This window comes from Wolbachia endosymbiont (group A) of Crataerina pallida (assembly GCF_964028475.1).
GTDB classification, from domain to species: Bacteria; Pseudomonadota; Alphaproteobacteria; order Rickettsiales; family Anaplasmataceae; genus Wolbachia; species Wolbachia pipientis.
This window is the reverse complement of the sequence record NZ_OZ034785.1, coordinates 443,867-458,695: the sequence shown is the minus strand read 5'-3', so window position 1 is coordinate 458,695 and position 14,829 is coordinate 443,867. Positions and strand designations below refer to the sequence as shown.

Sequence of the window (14,829 nt, the reverse complement as noted above, 5' to 3'; positions counted from 1 at the left end):
CTTAGGTTACTTGAGGTAAGGTTATGGTATGCATGCTGTTGTAGATTGTAAGAAAGTTGTTGACTTAAATAACAATAGTGATGATTTAGGTAAAGTAGAATCTATTTCCAATGTTACTTTGGAAGAGGAAGAGTCTTTTGATGCTATGGAAGCTGTTTCTAATGTAGAAGAAGGGAATGATTTAGGTCTTGCTACTTCAGAAGAGGAAGAAGAATTTTTTGATGCTGTGGAAGAACAAGAGCCGTTAGCTAATTTTAACGTTCCACTCAGTATATTTCATTATAAAGATTATAACTCTGATTTTTTTACTTCTTGGTATAATATATCAAGTAGAATATTTAAAGAGGTAAATCGAGCTTGCCCGGAGAAGAAAGTATTAAATTTAGCTCTATCAGTTTTAATGTTTCCTTATATAGTTTTCACTGCGTTAGGATTAGCCGTATATAATAAATTAAAAACAAATGATAAGACACAAATCAGTTCAGAGGAGAATAAAACAAAAAAAAGTGAAGTAAGTGAAAGTACAGCAAAAAGATTGGCATATGGTGTTCTTGCTGCAATAGTGATTCTTGTTAATATCGCTGTGCTTGCAGCATTACTTATTCCTGCAACACTCGCTTTGGCTACTTTTTATCTTTTAAATAAAAAATTATCTCATTTTTTGATTGCTGCTATTAAAATAAGTAATGGGTTATGTCAAAATGAACACCAAAATATTGAGGTGTCTTTTCATGAGATAGAGGCTATTGAAGCAGACATTAAGTGGAATATGGAAGTTAAGTTTCCACCGCAATTTAAACAACTACTTAGAGATTTATACGAAGATAAAGATGGTAGTTGGTTTAATGTTGCACGTGATTCAGAACATAATACCATACTGAAATTATCAGCTAATATCCACTTAAAAAATGGTCTTAAGCCTTTACGTAATGAGATCAAGAATGTGCTTGCAACTTCTATTCAAGAATTTGCGAAGACTATGGAAGAACTGATAAAGCTAGAAAAGAAAGAGATTACATATGATAAATTGAAGGAATTGTTGGACGAATTCAGGTTAAAAGTGGTAAGTAGCATAGATTTTAAGTTGACAACTCACTTAATATACAACGCCTATCAAGTTGCCTTTATACAAGCAGTTAGGTTTCAGCTGGATAGACGGAAAGAAGGTTTTTCACTGGAAGATGAGATAAAAAATTCTTTAGTGAGACAGGAATTAGAGAGTCAAGGTAAGGAATTACCAGGTGAGAAAGAAGTGATAATAAGAGATCTGAAAAAAGCAGGAGCAAAAGTACCGGATGTTTTAGATGATAGTGAGCTTCCTATATTTAAAGCAGAATGGAAGCGGCTTAAAGAAGAAGGGAAGATAGCTAAGAGAACAATTATTGATGTTTATAAATATATACATAGTAGAGAAACAGAGACAGCTCTAGGTAATGCTAAAGAAGAGATTAATCTTTTAAAAAAAGAAGGACAAAAAAGATATATTAGGATACATGAAAAATTGAAAGAAATATATGGAGATGTAAAAAAGAATAATTTAGCAGGTGATGTTTTAAGAAGAAGGTTAGAAGGTCTTTTTAAGTTCGAGTATGATGATCAAGAAGTTGAGCAAAGGCTAGTAAAATCAGTAATGAAAAAAGCCAAGGGTGAGTTAGGCCTATTAGGCATGCTCAGCTTAATAGACCAGTTTCGGGATTTAGAAAAGGAGATAAAAGGTTCTTTGAGTGAGAATTTAAAAGAAGCTTCAGATAAAGTAAATGCTTTTGTAGCAAAGATATATTTAGAAATAACGAAATGCAAAATACAAAATGTACTCAAAGGCCAAGCAAAGGGTATAGAGGATTCATGTAAGCTGTTAGAGGAAAAGGAGCCGGATTTAGTACAGAGGATTAATGCGCACCGAGCGGAAATTGCAGAATGCTTAGAGCAACCTATATCGTTAAGGAAAGTAATAGAAGAAAATGAGGATTTAAACAAATATTTAGAAGGTGAGCGAAATAGGAAAGGAGAACAGCATCCAAGTACAAAATTAATAGAGAAGCATTTGAAAAATAACCAAGAAATTCTCAAAGCATTAAAACAGTTAGAATTAGAAGAAAAAGGATTGTTGATAAATGAAGAAACAAAAAATGATTATATAGAAGAACTAGAATCTCGCGAAAAAATAAAGTTTGCAATAATAGAGGATGATTTACTGAAGGAGTTCGAGCGTGAAACTTTTAACGAAGAAGCAGTTAAGAAGTTGTTAGAGGAAGCGGAACTTGAATACTATTTGGCAGAAAAATGCATAAAAAGTCCTGTGATAAAAACAAAAAATAATATCAAGCACTTTTATCAAGGTTTATTGTCTCCTTTGATAGATAATTTGACAAAAGATATAATAAATAATATACCAGGAAATAGTGAAGGTTGTATACAGAAAGTTAAGAACTGGAGTAAAGTTATGTTTGGTGCAATAAAGATTGGAGCATCAAATGCTTATAAAGAGACTACAGAGAGAAAAGCGTTAAATGTGGCACATAATACTTATAAAGAAGGAGAGACATTTCTTCAATGTTTTCAGTTAAATTATGAAGGTGTTGGAGCCTTTTTAGGTAATTTATTTTCTGATGATGGGGTAACATTTAAAAATGATGTGTGGCCTAAAATAGAAGAGCATTTGCATGGAATGTGGGATAGATTTTTCAAGGATATTGAATTCAATATTGGAAATAAATTGGATGAAGTAAGTGTGACACAGCAACGGCAGGAAACTATGATTGTGACTCAACGATAAGTTCTCAAAGTTCCTCCGGTATTTTCACATACTAAATTAACTATAGCACTTGATTCTTTTTGGATCTCTTTTTCAGTTAAAGTGTGAGTTGGAGAGCAGAAAGTAACTGACAATGCTATAGACATCTTATTCGATTCTATATTATTTCCATGGTATACGTCAAATACTAAAACTTCTGTGATGAGCTCTGAGCTTTTTTTTACCACATTGATTATGTTACCTACTTTCACATCCTTATTTACAATAAATGCAAAATCACGTTTTACACTTTGGTATTTATAATCGATAAATTTCTTTCTACTTACAGGTAAATTTTCAATATTTTCTAATATCACCTCAAAACCTACAACTTTTTGCTTGATGTCAAAAAGATCTAATATATTAGGATGCAACTCTCCAAAATAACCTGCTACTTTATTCTTAAAAGAGAGAGTGCCTGACTTTCCTGGGTGGTAATGTTCTTTTTCTGCTCTCTCTATCGTTAAATTATCGCAATTGACGTTAAAAAACTCCAAAGCTGCTATGCAATCAGCCTTTGCGTCAAAAACATCTACTTTCCTATTAGTATTATAATGGTTTCGCGGTAAATTATTTCCTGTTCTTATTCCACTTAAAACATGTTTAGACTGAGCTTCACCATCGTAAATCGGCCCGATTTCGAAGATTGCAAGATCAGATATTCCATGGGCAATATTATCAGCAGTAACTTGCAATAAATTTGGCATAATACTTGGTCTCATTATATTAAAGTTATTGTTAAACGGATTATCGATGATAAATAACTTATTCGAGTAACCAAATTTTTCAGCTGTTGATTCACTCATAAACGACCAGGTTAGCACTTCATGAAACCCTCTGTTTGTCATCAAAATACGCAAATTGTCGTATGTACTATCTACTTCTTCAACATTATTTGGTAGTGGTTCTTCTTTTATTTTGTCATAGCCGTATATCCTTGTTACTTCTTCAATTAGGTCAACCGGTATTGTCACGTCCGGTCTCCAGCTTGGTACTTGTACATTCCAATTGCCTTCGGTTTTTTTATCAATATTAAACCCTAGTTTCGTCAAGATATCGAACACTTCATCAGGCAATACAGATACACTTCCAAACTTGTTTACATCTTGGTAATCAAAGCTCACCTTGGTGTCAGCCCTATCTAAGCTGCCAGCAGACACTACGCTTGAGGCTTCTCCACCACATAAATCCAGAATCATTTTAGCTGCAAGGTTGAGTCCATCAAAAGTAAATTCGGGATCAACAGAACGTGCAAATCTGTAACTAGCGTCTGTGGAGATGTTTATTTGCCTTGCAGATTTAGCGATAGATATAGGGTCAAACCAAGCAGACTCTAAAAAGATATCAGTAGTTTCAAGTGTACATCCACTGCACTTTCCACCTATAATTCCAGCAACTCCATGAATATTTTTATCACCTGCAATAACGCTCATGTCTTTGTTTAATAAGTATTCTTTACCGTTTAAACCAGCAAATTTTTCTCCGTCGTTTGCTTTGCGTACTGTGAGCTCTCCTTCTATTTTTTTTGCATCATACGCGTGCATTGGGCGGCTGAAAGATATCATAATATAGTTCGTGATATCAACTATTGTAGAAATGGAGCGCATTCCTATCGATTCCAATTTATCTTTTAGCCACTTTGGGCTTTCTTGATTTTTTACATTGGCGATGTATATTCCACTAATAAAACTTTCTCCGTCAGTAACTTCAACATCGATTGGTGAATTTATGGAGCTGGTAAGTTGTGGAATGCTTAAAGTCTTTAATGTTCCAATTCCAGTTGCAGCAAGGTCGCGAGCTATTCCATAAATGCCTAAGCAATCTCCACGGTTTGGAGTAACATTTATATCAATTACAGGGTCACAATTGAAAAATTTATCCCCTACTTTATAATCATCGGAAAGCTCGATTATTCCTTCACTTTCCTCTTGAACCAACGCAAGTTCAGAAGCAGAGCAGAGCATCCCTTCACTTAGCACTCCTCGTATTTTTGTAGGCTTGATTGTGAAATCACTTTCTGGCAATGTGCTACCAAGAGATGCAAGCACAGTTTTCATACCTTCTCTAACATTGTTTGCTCCGCAAACTATTTGTAGAATTTTACTTCCGTCATCTACTTTACATAATTTTAATTTATCAGCATTTGGATGCTGTATCACCTCTAATACTTCTGCAACAATAAAACCAGCTAATTTGGTATTGTCGATCACATCTTCTACTTCTAACCCTATGTGAGTTAATTTATCGGTAATTTCTTCTAAACTAGCATTGGTTTCTAAATACTCCAGTAACCAAGATAACGTGAATTTCATCGATCTAACAAGAAACAAAAAAGTTATTGTAATATAAAATGTAGTGCTTTTAAAGCTTGTTGTAGTGGAATACTTCTACATCATTGTTTATGATGTAGAAGCTTTTGTAACTTTATATCTTCTTGCGAAGAGAAAGAATTTTTTCTATATCACCTTTTAAATCTATCTCCAGAAAGAATTTAAGACTTTCATAATCCCAGGCATCCTCATCAATGTTACCATCAAAAAAAAAGTGTATTATTGCATTGTTGAGTCCTATGTAATAATCGCGAGTATCTTCGTCAAGGAAACAATCTACTGATTCGATGTATCCGTTACCAAATTCCTGCTCCAAATTTAAAGGATGATTAGTGTTAATAAAATCTATTTCGTTCATTATATACCTCACTAAAAATTAAATTATAATCAAAATAAGATATTAAGTCAAGATATTGAATAATTTAACAAGATTAGTAAATTTTAAAATACAGAGCTGACTGTAATTAACATTCTAATTACATATTTTGTTAATATGTTAATGTTATAATAATACAGAGCTTTATCTTAATTCTTGACTTTGTCCTATAAAATTCATACTTTATTTACTGTTTATAATTCAGATTAAAATGGCATTAAATCCGCTGGAACAGTTTAAAGTATATACGGTAATAGAGTTACCTAGGTTATTTGGGTATGACGTAAGCTTTACCAATTCATCTCTTTTCACGATGATTTCGGTGATATTGGTGATACTCTTTTTGCTTTTTGGAATAAAGAAGGGGGCAGTAATACCAGGATATTTGCAAGCTGCAGTTGAGTATGTATATGATTTTGTTATTTCAATAATAGAAAATAACACTGGAAGCAAAGGCTTGCAGCACATTCCATTGATATTTACAGTGTTTATTTTCATTTTATCGTGTAATTTAGTTGGTGTTCTTCCTTATAGTTTCACGGTCACAAGTCATGTGATAGTCACCTTCGCTTTATCGATGGTGGTTTTTATTTATATAACGATTGTTGGATTTAAAGAAAGGGGAGTAGAATTTTTACGCATATTGCTACCAAAAGGAACTCCTTCGTGGCTTGCACCTATAATAATTATTATTAAGTTGTTTGCTTATTTAGTAAGGCCGGTTATCCTATCAATAAGGCTTGCAGCAAATATGATTGCTGGTCATACAATCATCAAAGTGATAGCAGGGTTTATTGTAAATATGAACATATTTTTCACTCCTGCGCCGTTTTTGTTCATAATTGCATTGATAGGATTTGAAGTATTTGTTGCAATTTTACAAGCTTATATATTTACTATATTAACATGTGTATATTTGTCAGATGCAGTAAAGTAATTGACTTCCTTGTAGAATATTTTACAATTATATTATAAAGAAATAATTAAAGGTAATATATGGATTTAGTAGCTTTAAAATTTATAGCAATTGGTTTAGCTGTGTTTGGAATGCTCGGCGCTGGTTTAGGTATAGCTAATATCTTCTCTGCTATGTTAAATGGGATTGCGAGAAACCCTGAATCAGAAGGTAAAATGAAAAGTTATGTTTATATTGGTGCTGCCATGGTTGAAATCATGGGATTGCTTGCGTTTGTACTTGCAATGTTATTAATATTTGCTGCTTAACAGATGCCACAGCTTGATGTTTCAACCTTCTTTTCTCAAGTTTTTTGGTTTTTAATTTTTTTCTCTTCACTTTTTTTCGTAGTAAGTTGTTTATTTTTGCCAAAGTTAGATGAAATAATAAGCACTAGAAGTAAAGAAGTATTGGGTTCTTTTAATAGTTCTGTTCATCTTTTAAGACTTACGGAAGATCAGATTACCAAGTATAACGCAGCTTTAACCCAAGCTAGAATACAGGCAAAAAAAATCATAGATGATGCACTTGCTCAGGTAGAAGAAATGAGAGCTAATGTTAAGAATATATTAGAAGAGGAAGATAAAAAAAAGAGCAAGCTTATTGAAAAAAAAGTGGCAGAATTTAAATCTGAATATACTGATCAGTTAAAACAAATGGCTACTAGTATTGCTTTAATTTATTATACTAAATTGACTAATTCTGAAATTGAAGAGGAATTTATTGCTGACTTGGTGTCCAAAGAATTTTAGGGGTTTTTATGTCTACATCACTGATTATCGGTCTTGCCTTCTTGGTAAGTTTTGTCCTTTCGTATAAATTGCTAAAGAAAGTGATAAAAAATGCGCTTAACAATAAGCGTAACAAAAGCAAATTTTCAAGTGAAGAAACTGAAAAATTCAGGAAAGATATGTTGGAGTATTACAAAAAATCTTCTAAAAAATACAAAGAATTAGATGCAGAAGTTAATAAAATGATGAATGAAGCACTTGATAAAGCTAATAGTATCATTAAGCACAATAGACAGCAGCTAGATCAGACATTAGATGACAATGCCCATTCTAACTTGAAGAAAGTCACTGACCAAGTTGAAAAAGCTCTTGGAGATTTACAGGCTAACACAGCGAATATAGCTGCTGATGCTGTAAAAAAAATAATGCATGAACGTAAAGATGATAAGCGTAGTAGCGAGGTCATATCTTCATTTTCACGTGACTTAAATAAAAAATTGCATTAGGTTCAATGCAACAATTGCCTATACTTCAAGCTGATAATGTAGAAAAAATTAAGTTTGATTCTAGTTTGTGCAAAGAGCCAGAGAAACTTTTTTACTATAAATTTAATATAATTCCTTGGCAAAAATTAAATAATACTACTTTTTTTATGGTTGAAGACACAAGCCGAGATATCAACCGTTGGGTCGAAGCTCATTACGGTATTGACTATGTATTAATAAAAGTGGATAGCGAACAGATTTTAAATCTTCTTAACTCGCACTTTGGTATTTCAGAATTTGCAAGCAACTACTTATATTACAAGAATCCTAATTTTTCAGCCAAAAGCATTAAACTAAGCTCAATATTTTTTGCTTCTTTCTTTATTGTAACTTCAATTTTAACACTAACAGAGAAATATACATATTTTGCTTTGATGTTGATATTTATAATCGGATGTTCTAGCTATTTATTCAAGTTTATAGCTACAATTTTTAACTTATGTGAAACCTCCAACCAAAAAGTGGATTATAGTAAGCTGAGTGAAGAAGATTTTCCTATATATACTATTTTATTGCCTGCTTTTAAAGAAAGTGCAGTGATAGAGCAATTGGTTGAAAGCATTGAAAGTTTGGATTATCCAAAATCAAAATTAGATGTGAAGCTTCAGGTAGAAAGTGATGACCAAGAAACGCTAGCAGCTATAGAAAAGTACACTTTACCGCAGTATTTTGAAGTAATAAAAGTGCCTCATTCTTTGCCTAGAACAAAAGCCAAGTCATGCAATTATGCTATGAGCTTTGCTAGAGGAAAGTATGCAGTAATATATGATGCGGACGATAAACCAGACCCATTGCAGTTAAAAAAAGCACTGATTGAATTTAATAAGGACGACGATAAGCTTGCCTGTGTACAGGCGAAATTAAATTACTACAATTGTGATTATAATTTTCTCACAAAATTCTTTTCTCTGGAGTATATGAACTGGTTTCAATACTTATTGCCTGGATTCCAAAAAATGAACATGCCGATACCTTTGGGTGGTAGCAGTAATCATTTTTCAGTAAAAATTCTAAAAGAAGTGTTTTTCTGGGATGCTTATAGTCGAAGATGCTGACCTTGGTTTGAGACTTGCGCAAATGGGATATAAAACCAGGATGATTGACTCAGAAACATTGGAAGAGTCACCAATTGCTGTATTTGCTTGGATTAAGCAAAGAGCGCGCTGGATCAAAGGCTATATGCAAACTTATATTGTTCATTTAAAAAATATAAAGTCACTTTATAAACACACTGGATTTAAGGGAATTTTGCTATTGAATCTTTTTGTTGGCTCTGCAGCTTTTATATTTTTTACTACTCCATTTTTACTGCTTTCATTGATATTAACTAAAGTTTTAAATGAATTATTTTTGTACTACTTTGTAGTGGTATACGTTACTAACCTGATTCTTTTGGTAATAGCTGTCAAACAGCAAAAGATGCCTTTTTATTTTTATATAGTATCGATATTTTTTCCGGTCTATAGTCTGCTACATAGTGTTGCAGCTTTTCTTGCCTTATGGGAATTTATTCTTTACCCTGAGCGATGGAACAAAACTCAGCATGGTTTATGGAAGCAAAACCTGTAGCTATTTGGCTTTTTCTCTGCTCGGTCATGGCAATTCTCATGGTAGGGATTGGTGGATTTACCAGACTTTCAAAAGCAGGATTGTCAATCACGGAGTGGAAACCCATTACTGGAACATTACCACCACTGAGTGAACAAGACTGGCTACAAGAAAAATTAAAATACGAAGCTACACCTGAATATAAAGCACTTAACTATGGTATTAGTATGGAGGAGTTTCGCGCTATATACTTAATAGAATATGTACACAGATTGGTTGCAAGACTAACAGGTTTAGTTTTTGTCCTGCCATTTATATATTTTACATTAAGAAGAAAAATATCTAAAAAGGTAGTAATAAAGCTATTTGTGGCATTATTATTTGGAGCTTTACAAGCTTTTGCTGGTTGGTATATGGTAAAAAGCGGCTTGGTAGCCAAGCCTCATGTTAGCCACTATAGGCTCGCACTTCACTTATTATTAGCATTAATTATCTTTGCATTATTTTCATATCAATTTTTTGATTACCAAATCAGGCCAAAGCAAACTAAACTTAAGATTAGTTGTAACACCAAGTACTACGTAGGAATTATTTTAGTTCTGATCATGATACAAATAATTTTCGGCGCATTTGTTGCAGGATTAAATGCTGGTCTAATTTACAATACCTTTCCACTAATGGACGGACAAATCGTTCCAGAAGATTTATTTTTCTTACAGCCTACATGGTTAAATATCTTTGAGAACAGAGCAACAGTGCAATTTATACATCGAGCACTGGCATTGCTAATACTAACTTTGGTAGTAATACTCACAGTAAAAAATGCTAGCATAAAACCGGTATATATTATGCTGCTCTCCGTCGTCATTCAGATCATTTTAGGTGTAATTACTCTATTATTGCACATACCAATAGCCATTGCCATAGCTCATCAAGTGTTTTCATTTATCTTGTTTGGGTCAAGTTTGTACTTCTTATGTTATTTAAGAAAGCAGACTACATCACCAATCTGCACATTTTTTCCTTCTTGAACGGGAATATTTTTTATCACCATTGCTGCTTCAGCACATATGATATTTTCCATTTTCATTGCCTCCACCACAAATAAAGGTTGTCCTATTTCCACCTGATCTCCTACATTTACGTGCAATTTAACTAATAAACCAGATATTGGGGATTTTACAGCATCTGCTGAAATCCCTTCTGTTTCATTATTTAGCATTAACCTACTTAATTCAGCTACATGAGGCTTAAATATACAACACTCAGCTTTCATGCCTGCATGCCTTATGAAGTACTTGCTGCCTTGTCTTTCTATTTTAAGTGCTATATTGGTATCGTCATTAATTGTGATATATAGCAATCTATAACTTGATTTCCACTTGCCTATAACGGAGTATTTATTGTGATTATATACCGTTATTAATATATTATCTTGGTATTTTGCATTTACGGAGTACTCATTGTCATTTATATTCACTATGAATAAATCTCTTGCACGGTCACCTGCCATCCGAGTAGCTGATACTGGTGCCCCTTCTTTTTTACTAGATTCCAGTGTCACGCACTGGAATGACACCTGAGATGTTTCATTCACTGCTTTATGATGGTACCTTTCTTCATTTTCCAAATGAACATATAACGCAGTGAAAATAAATATTTTAATATACTCCTCTGTAACAAAATCGCCGTGAAACCCACTAGGGTAATGATCTGGAATGAATCTCGTATGGAGCTTTGCTGCGATAAAATTTGGGTGATGGAAGATGGATTCTAGAAATTCTATATTATTTGTTACTCCTTCTATATAGCATTCAGACAATGCTTTTTGCATTCTGCTGATCGCTTCTACTCTATCTTTTCCATATGTTATCACTTTGGCAATCATCGAATCATAGAACATGCTAATTTCTGAACCTGCAGCAACTCCATCATCTATTCTTACATAATCATTTTCACCCGGTTTATCGTAATATTTTATTCTTCCGCTGGAAGGGAAAAATTTCTTCGATGGGTCTTCAGCGCAAATTCTACTTTCTATTGCAGAACCAGTAAGTTTAATATCATCCTGACTGAACCTTAATTTTTCTCCACAGGAAGTTCTAATCATTTCTTCTACTATGTCTATTCCAGTTATAAATTCTGTTACTGGATGCTCAACTTGCAATCTCGTATTTACCTCAAGAAAATAGAAGTTTTGGTCTTTATCTACAACAAACTCAACAGTGCCTGCTGAAAAATAGCCAACTTGCTTTGCCAGAGAAACACATTGAACATACATTTTTTGTCTTACTTCTTCACTAATGAATGGACTTGGCGTTTCTTCTATTATTTTCTGATTATTCCTTTGTATCGAGCATTCTCTTTCTCCAAGACAAACTATATTGCCATATTTATCTGCTATGATTTGTATTTCAATATGTCTTGGCAACTCTATATATTTCTCTATAAAGATACTGCCATCCTTAAAACTTTTCTCTGCTTCATTTGTGGCTGATGTAAATGCTAGTTCAATTCCTTTTTTGGAGTTTACAATTCGCATTCCTTTGCCACCACCGCCTGATGCAGCTTTAAGCATAACCGGAAAGCCAATTTCTTCAGCAACTTGAGCTGCGTGGGCAGCGTCGCTAATCTTACCCATATATCCTGGCACTACATTCACTCCAGCTTTTTTTGCCGCTTCTTTTGCTGTTATTTTGTTGGCTGTAACTTCTATTGTTTCTGCACTGGGGCCGATGAAGTCTATATCGTGTTTTTGCAAAGCACGTGGAAAATCTGGATTTTCTGCTAAAAAACCATAGCCAGGATGAACTGCCTCAGCACCTGTTTCAACTGCTACTTCACATATTTTTTCAATGTTTAAATAACTGAGGCAAGATGGCGAAGGGCCGATATATCTTGACTCATCTGCTTGTCTTACATGCACAGAATTTACATCTGCATCCGAGTATATGCACACACAAGATATACCCATCCTACGAGCAGTTCTGATAATCCTGCAGGCAATCTCTCCTCTGTTTGCTATTAAAATCTTACTGTACTTCTTTTCCGTCATCGTATGAGTATACTTTCTGAAGTTAAGAAAGTAAATTTCTATATCATTGCCTGCAAGTAATTTCTAGCTTCATCAAACACCTAAACTTTCTCCTGCAAGTTGTACATTAGCATTTTCCACTAAAGTGCTTTCGTTATGCAAGGCATGTATCTCGCTACATGCTTTAACTGACAGGTATGTGACTCCGCCAGAAGCTATTGCAACCATCGAGCTTAGTGCAAAAGATTGAGAAACTAAAAATAAAAAGTATAAAGACAAACATAAAGCAGCGATACATGCTATCGCTCCTATTATATATAAGCACAGGTGAAACTTCTGGTTACATATAAAGCTGTCTTTTATGCCTGCGATTTGCTTAATTTCTTTCTGTTGTGCAGCATTTAAGTAATAAAGAGGAGTTTCCCTCTTCTTATTAAAAGCATAGCCTTTACTGCAGAGCGCATCTTTAATATATTTTTTATTACATTTGAGTTCCTCTTTCAATCTGCTTACTTCTTTCCGATCTCCAGCTTCTTCTGCTTTCGTAATTTTGTTATTAGCTTCCTTCTCTAAGTCATTCACAATCTCTTGTACTGCAGGCAGCAAAATTCCACTTCTTGCTGCTTCATGAAATGGATTATCTCCATATTCATTATGCGCAGTTACAGAAGCAATGTTCTTCTTACAAATGTCTACAAATTTACCTTTGTTTTGTATTCTTGCAGCTAAATGCAGGAGATTATCTGCCTGTACTCTTTGTTTTGTTTTATCAAAAGGGCCGGTGTAACGCCAATTGATATTAGCTTCATTATCTGAAAGCAATTTTGCTATATCTACAAGTCCATCCATAACTCACCTCGCTATATTCAACCAATACTAAATTATACAACACAATTTATGAAAAATAAATAAAATTTTATCTCTCAGAATAAATAAATTCTAAATTGTTACAAACATAAATTTTAGCTATCATCATTTATATTACTGTAACGGACAAATATGCCAGGTATAGTCACGAGATTCGCTCCATCACCAACAGGGTTTTTGCACATTGGTGGGGCCCGCACTGCGTTATTTAATTGGCTCTATGCAAAGCATCATGGTGGCAGGTTTTTGCTAAGAATTGAGGACACCGACAGAAAACGTTCAACGAAAGAAGCAATTGATGCAATTATAGAAGGGCTAAGATGGCTCGGTGTGAGCTATGATGGGGAAATAGTATATCAGTCAAAAAGAATAGAGCGGCATAAAGAAGTAGCAAACCTTTTAGTTGAGAAGGGTAGGGCGTATCACTGTTATTGCCCTGAGGATGAAGTTGCAGAAAAGAAAATAAAAGCAAGAGAAGAGGGCAAGATATACAAGCATAAATGTACTACAAAACCTCCTTCTTGTCATCCAAGTAGCCGACACTGGGATCCAGAAGAAAATATGTGGTCACGCGCTGGAATGACATCGGGTGTGAGGTCAGTTGTCCGCTTTAAAGTGCCAGATTCGCAAGAGATCGTTATTGATGATAAAATATACGGCCAAATCAAAGTAAATAGCAACCAGCTTGATGATATAGTGATCTTACGCTCTGACAACACTCCAACATATATTTTTGCCGTAGTAGTTGACGATCATGATGCTGGAATAACTGATATAATACGTGGCTCTGACCATCTCACTAATACCTTTAAACATCTGCTAATATACCAGGCTCTTGATTTTGACATTCCACGCTTTGCACATGTGCCGCTTATCCATGGGGAAGATGGGAATAAGCTATCCAAAAGGCATGGTGCCACAAGCGTTTGCGATTATGAAAAGATGGGAATATTGCCAAAAGCGATGCGTAATTACTTGCTGAGACTTGGCTGGAGTCACGGCAACGATGAGATTATTAGCGATGAGCAAGCAATAGAGTGGTTTAATTTAGAAAGTATTGGTCGTTCACCTGCACGGCTCGATTTCAAAAAACTGGAGCATTTGAATAACCACTATATTAGTAATATGAGCAATGAAGATATTCTGACTCTAATGCTTAGAGAAAATACTCTAACTGACAAAAAAAAGGGCTATTTACTGCAGGGACTGACAGAGCTAAAAAAAAGAGCAAACTACCTGACCGAACTGCTGGATTTAGCAAAGTTTTATATTCAAGATCCGCCACTTGATTTAAGTGAAGAGGCTGAGCAAATTGTCAAATCTAACCTCGATATAATCAAGTTACTCGCGTCATTTCTGTCAAAGATCGGCGATGAAAATTGGAATAAGGGTTTTTTATCTTCTCAGATCAAGGAATGTGCAAAATTGCACGATATGAAAATAAGCGATGTATACCACTCATTACGCGCCCCTATAACTGGAGTAATGGATGCACCTGGAATCATTGATATCATGGTGATTCTTGGTAAAGATGAGTGTATAAGAAGGTTACAAGCAATTTAAATGAAATAAGAAAATTTCTTGACAAGCTTTGCCAGCCCCTTTATCATGACAGTGAAGCTATTGTATTTGCTTTCGCCAATCTGCAG

The 14,829-nt window shown here is 34.3% G+C and carries 11 protein-coding genes and 1 pseudogene; 8 read left to right on the top strand and 4 right to left on the bottom strand.

Features of this window, described 5'->3' with window-relative positions; genetic code table 11:
• The first annotated feature begins 28 nt into the window (after positions 1–28).
• Positions 29–2,776, top strand: a complete 2,748-nt coding sequence (locus ABWU55_RS02200; protein ID WP_353286442.1) for a hypothetical protein — start codon at positions 29–31, stop codon at positions 2,774–2,776.
• On the opposite strand, the gene pheT is transcribed toward ABWU55_RS02200, so the two are convergent.
• Complete coding sequence (pheT, locus tag ABWU55_RS02195) at positions 2,767–5,106, bottom strand: phenylalanine--tRNA ligase subunit beta (RefSeq protein ID WP_209472911.1); 2,340 nt, start codon at positions 5,104–5,106, stop codon at positions 2,767–2,769. The genes ABWU55_RS02200 and pheT overlap by 10 nt on opposite strands.
• A 112-nt stretch (positions 5,107–5,218) precedes the next feature.
• A complete protein-coding gene (locus ABWU55_RS02190) occupies positions 5,219–5,482 on the bottom strand; it encodes a hypothetical protein (protein ID WP_010962582.1) in 264 nt (87 codons plus the stop codon).
• A 229-nt stretch (positions 5,483–5,711) separates the two neighbouring features.
• On the opposite strand from ABWU55_RS02190, the gene ABWU55_RS02185 reads away from it, so the two are divergent.
• The 6 genes and pseudogenes from ABWU55_RS02185 (at position 5,712) to ABWU55_RS02160 (ending at position 10,310) form a co-directional block, all read left to right on the top strand.
• Positions 5,712–6,437 (top strand): F0F1 ATP synthase subunit A, encoded by a 726-nt coding sequence (locus tag ABWU55_RS02185; protein WP_353286441.1) that lies wholly within the window; start codon positions 5,712–5,714, stop codon positions 6,435–6,437.
• 59 nt (positions 6,438–6,496) lie between these two features.
• A complete protein-coding gene (locus tag ABWU55_RS02180) occupies positions 6,497–6,724 on the top strand; it encodes a F0F1 ATP synthase subunit C (RefSeq protein WP_006014985.1) in 228 nt (75 codons plus the stop codon).
• A 3-nt stretch (positions 6,725–6,727) separates the two neighbouring features.
• On the top strand, positions 6,728–7,207 hold the full coding sequence (locus ABWU55_RS02175; protein WP_010962584.1) for an ATP synthase F0 subunit B: 480 nt from the start codon (positions 6,728–6,730) through the stop codon (positions 7,205–7,207).
• 8 nt (positions 7,208–7,215) lie between these two features.
• A complete protein-coding gene (locus ABWU55_RS02170; RefSeq protein WP_065094793.1) occupies positions 7,216–7,692 on the top strand; it encodes a hypothetical protein in 477 nt (158 codons plus the stop codon).
• Positions 7,693–7,706: 14 nt separating this feature from the next.
• A pseudogene (locus ABWU55_RS02165) lies at positions 7,707–9,300 on the top strand (glycosyltransferase family 2 protein).
• Positions 9,282–10,310 carry a COX15/CtaA family protein gene (locus ABWU55_RS02160; protein WP_353286440.1) on the top strand — a complete coding sequence of 343 codons (1,029 nt, stop codon included), beginning with the start codon at positions 9,282–9,284 and terminating at the stop codon, positions 10,308–10,310. The pseudogene ABWU55_RS02165 and the gene ABWU55_RS02160 overlap by 19 nt, the downstream one beginning before the upstream one ends.
• On the opposite strand, the gene ABWU55_RS02155 is transcribed toward ABWU55_RS02160, so the two are convergent.
• Together ABWU55_RS02155 and ABWU55_RS02150 are read right to left on the bottom strand one after the other, a co-directional pair.
• Positions 10,259–12,334, bottom strand: a complete 2,076-nt coding sequence (locus tag ABWU55_RS02155; RefSeq protein WP_353286439.1) for an acetyl-CoA carboxylase biotin carboxylase subunit — start codon at positions 12,332–12,334, stop codon at positions 10,259–10,261. The two genes, ABWU55_RS02160 and ABWU55_RS02155, sit on opposite strands and share 52 nt — an antisense overlap.
• A 72-nt stretch (positions 12,335–12,406) precedes the next feature.
• On the bottom strand, positions 12,407–13,162 hold the full coding sequence (locus ABWU55_RS02150; protein ID WP_353286438.1) for an ankyrin repeat domain-containing protein: 756 nt from the start codon (positions 13,160–13,162) through the stop codon (positions 12,407–12,409).
• A 150-nt stretch (positions 13,163–13,312) separates the two neighbouring features.
• On the opposite strand from ABWU55_RS02150, the gene gltX reads away from it, so the two are divergent.
• A complete protein-coding gene (gene gltX, locus ABWU55_RS02145; RefSeq protein ID WP_265013744.1) occupies positions 13,313–14,743 on the top strand; it encodes a glutamate--tRNA ligase in 1,431 nt (476 codons plus the stop codon).
• Positions 14,744–14,829: the final 86 nt, after the last annotated feature.

What these genes read in the sequence shown, in the direction of transcription:
- ABWU55_RS02200 (WP_353286442.1), top strand. Translation starts at nt 29, where the DNA reads ATGCATGCTGTTGTAGATTGTAAGAAAGTTGTTGACTTAAATAACAAT.
- pheT (WP_209472911.1), bottom strand. Translation starts at nt 5,106, where the DNA reads ATGAAATTCACGTTATCTTGGTTACTGGAGTATTTAGAAACCAATGCT.
- ABWU55_RS02190 (WP_010962582.1), bottom strand. Translation starts at nt 5,482, where the DNA reads ATGAACGAAATAGATTTTATTAACACTAATCATCCTTTAAATTTGGAG.
- ABWU55_RS02185 (WP_353286441.1), top strand. Translation starts at nt 5,712, where the DNA reads ATGGCATTAAATCCGCTGGAACAGTTTAAAGTATATACGGTAATAGAG.
- ABWU55_RS02180 (WP_006014985.1), top strand. Translation starts at nt 6,497, where the DNA reads ATGGATTTAGTAGCTTTAAAATTTATAGCAATTGGTTTAGCTGTGTTT.
- ABWU55_RS02175 (WP_010962584.1), top strand. Translation starts at nt 6,728, where the DNA reads ATGCCACAGCTTGATGTTTCAACCTTCTTTTCTCAAGTTTTTTGGTTT.
- ABWU55_RS02170 (WP_065094793.1), top strand. Translation starts at nt 7,216, where the DNA reads ATGTCTACATCACTGATTATCGGTCTTGCCTTCTTGGTAAGTTTTGTC.
- ABWU55_RS02160 (WP_353286440.1), top strand. Translation starts at nt 9,282, where the DNA reads ATGGAAGCAAAACCTGTAGCTATTTGGCTTTTTCTCTGCTCGGTCATG.
- ABWU55_RS02155 (WP_353286439.1), bottom strand. Translation starts at nt 12,334, where the DNA reads ATGACGGAAAAGAAGTACAGTAAGATTTTAATAGCAAACAGAGGAGAG.
- ABWU55_RS02150 (WP_353286438.1), bottom strand. Translation starts at nt 13,162, where the DNA reads ATGGATGGACTTGTAGATATAGCAAAATTGCTTTCAGATAATGAAGCT.
- gltX (WP_265013744.1), top strand. Translation starts at nt 13,313, where the DNA reads ATGCCAGGTATAGTCACGAGATTCGCTCCATCACCAACAGGGTTTTTG.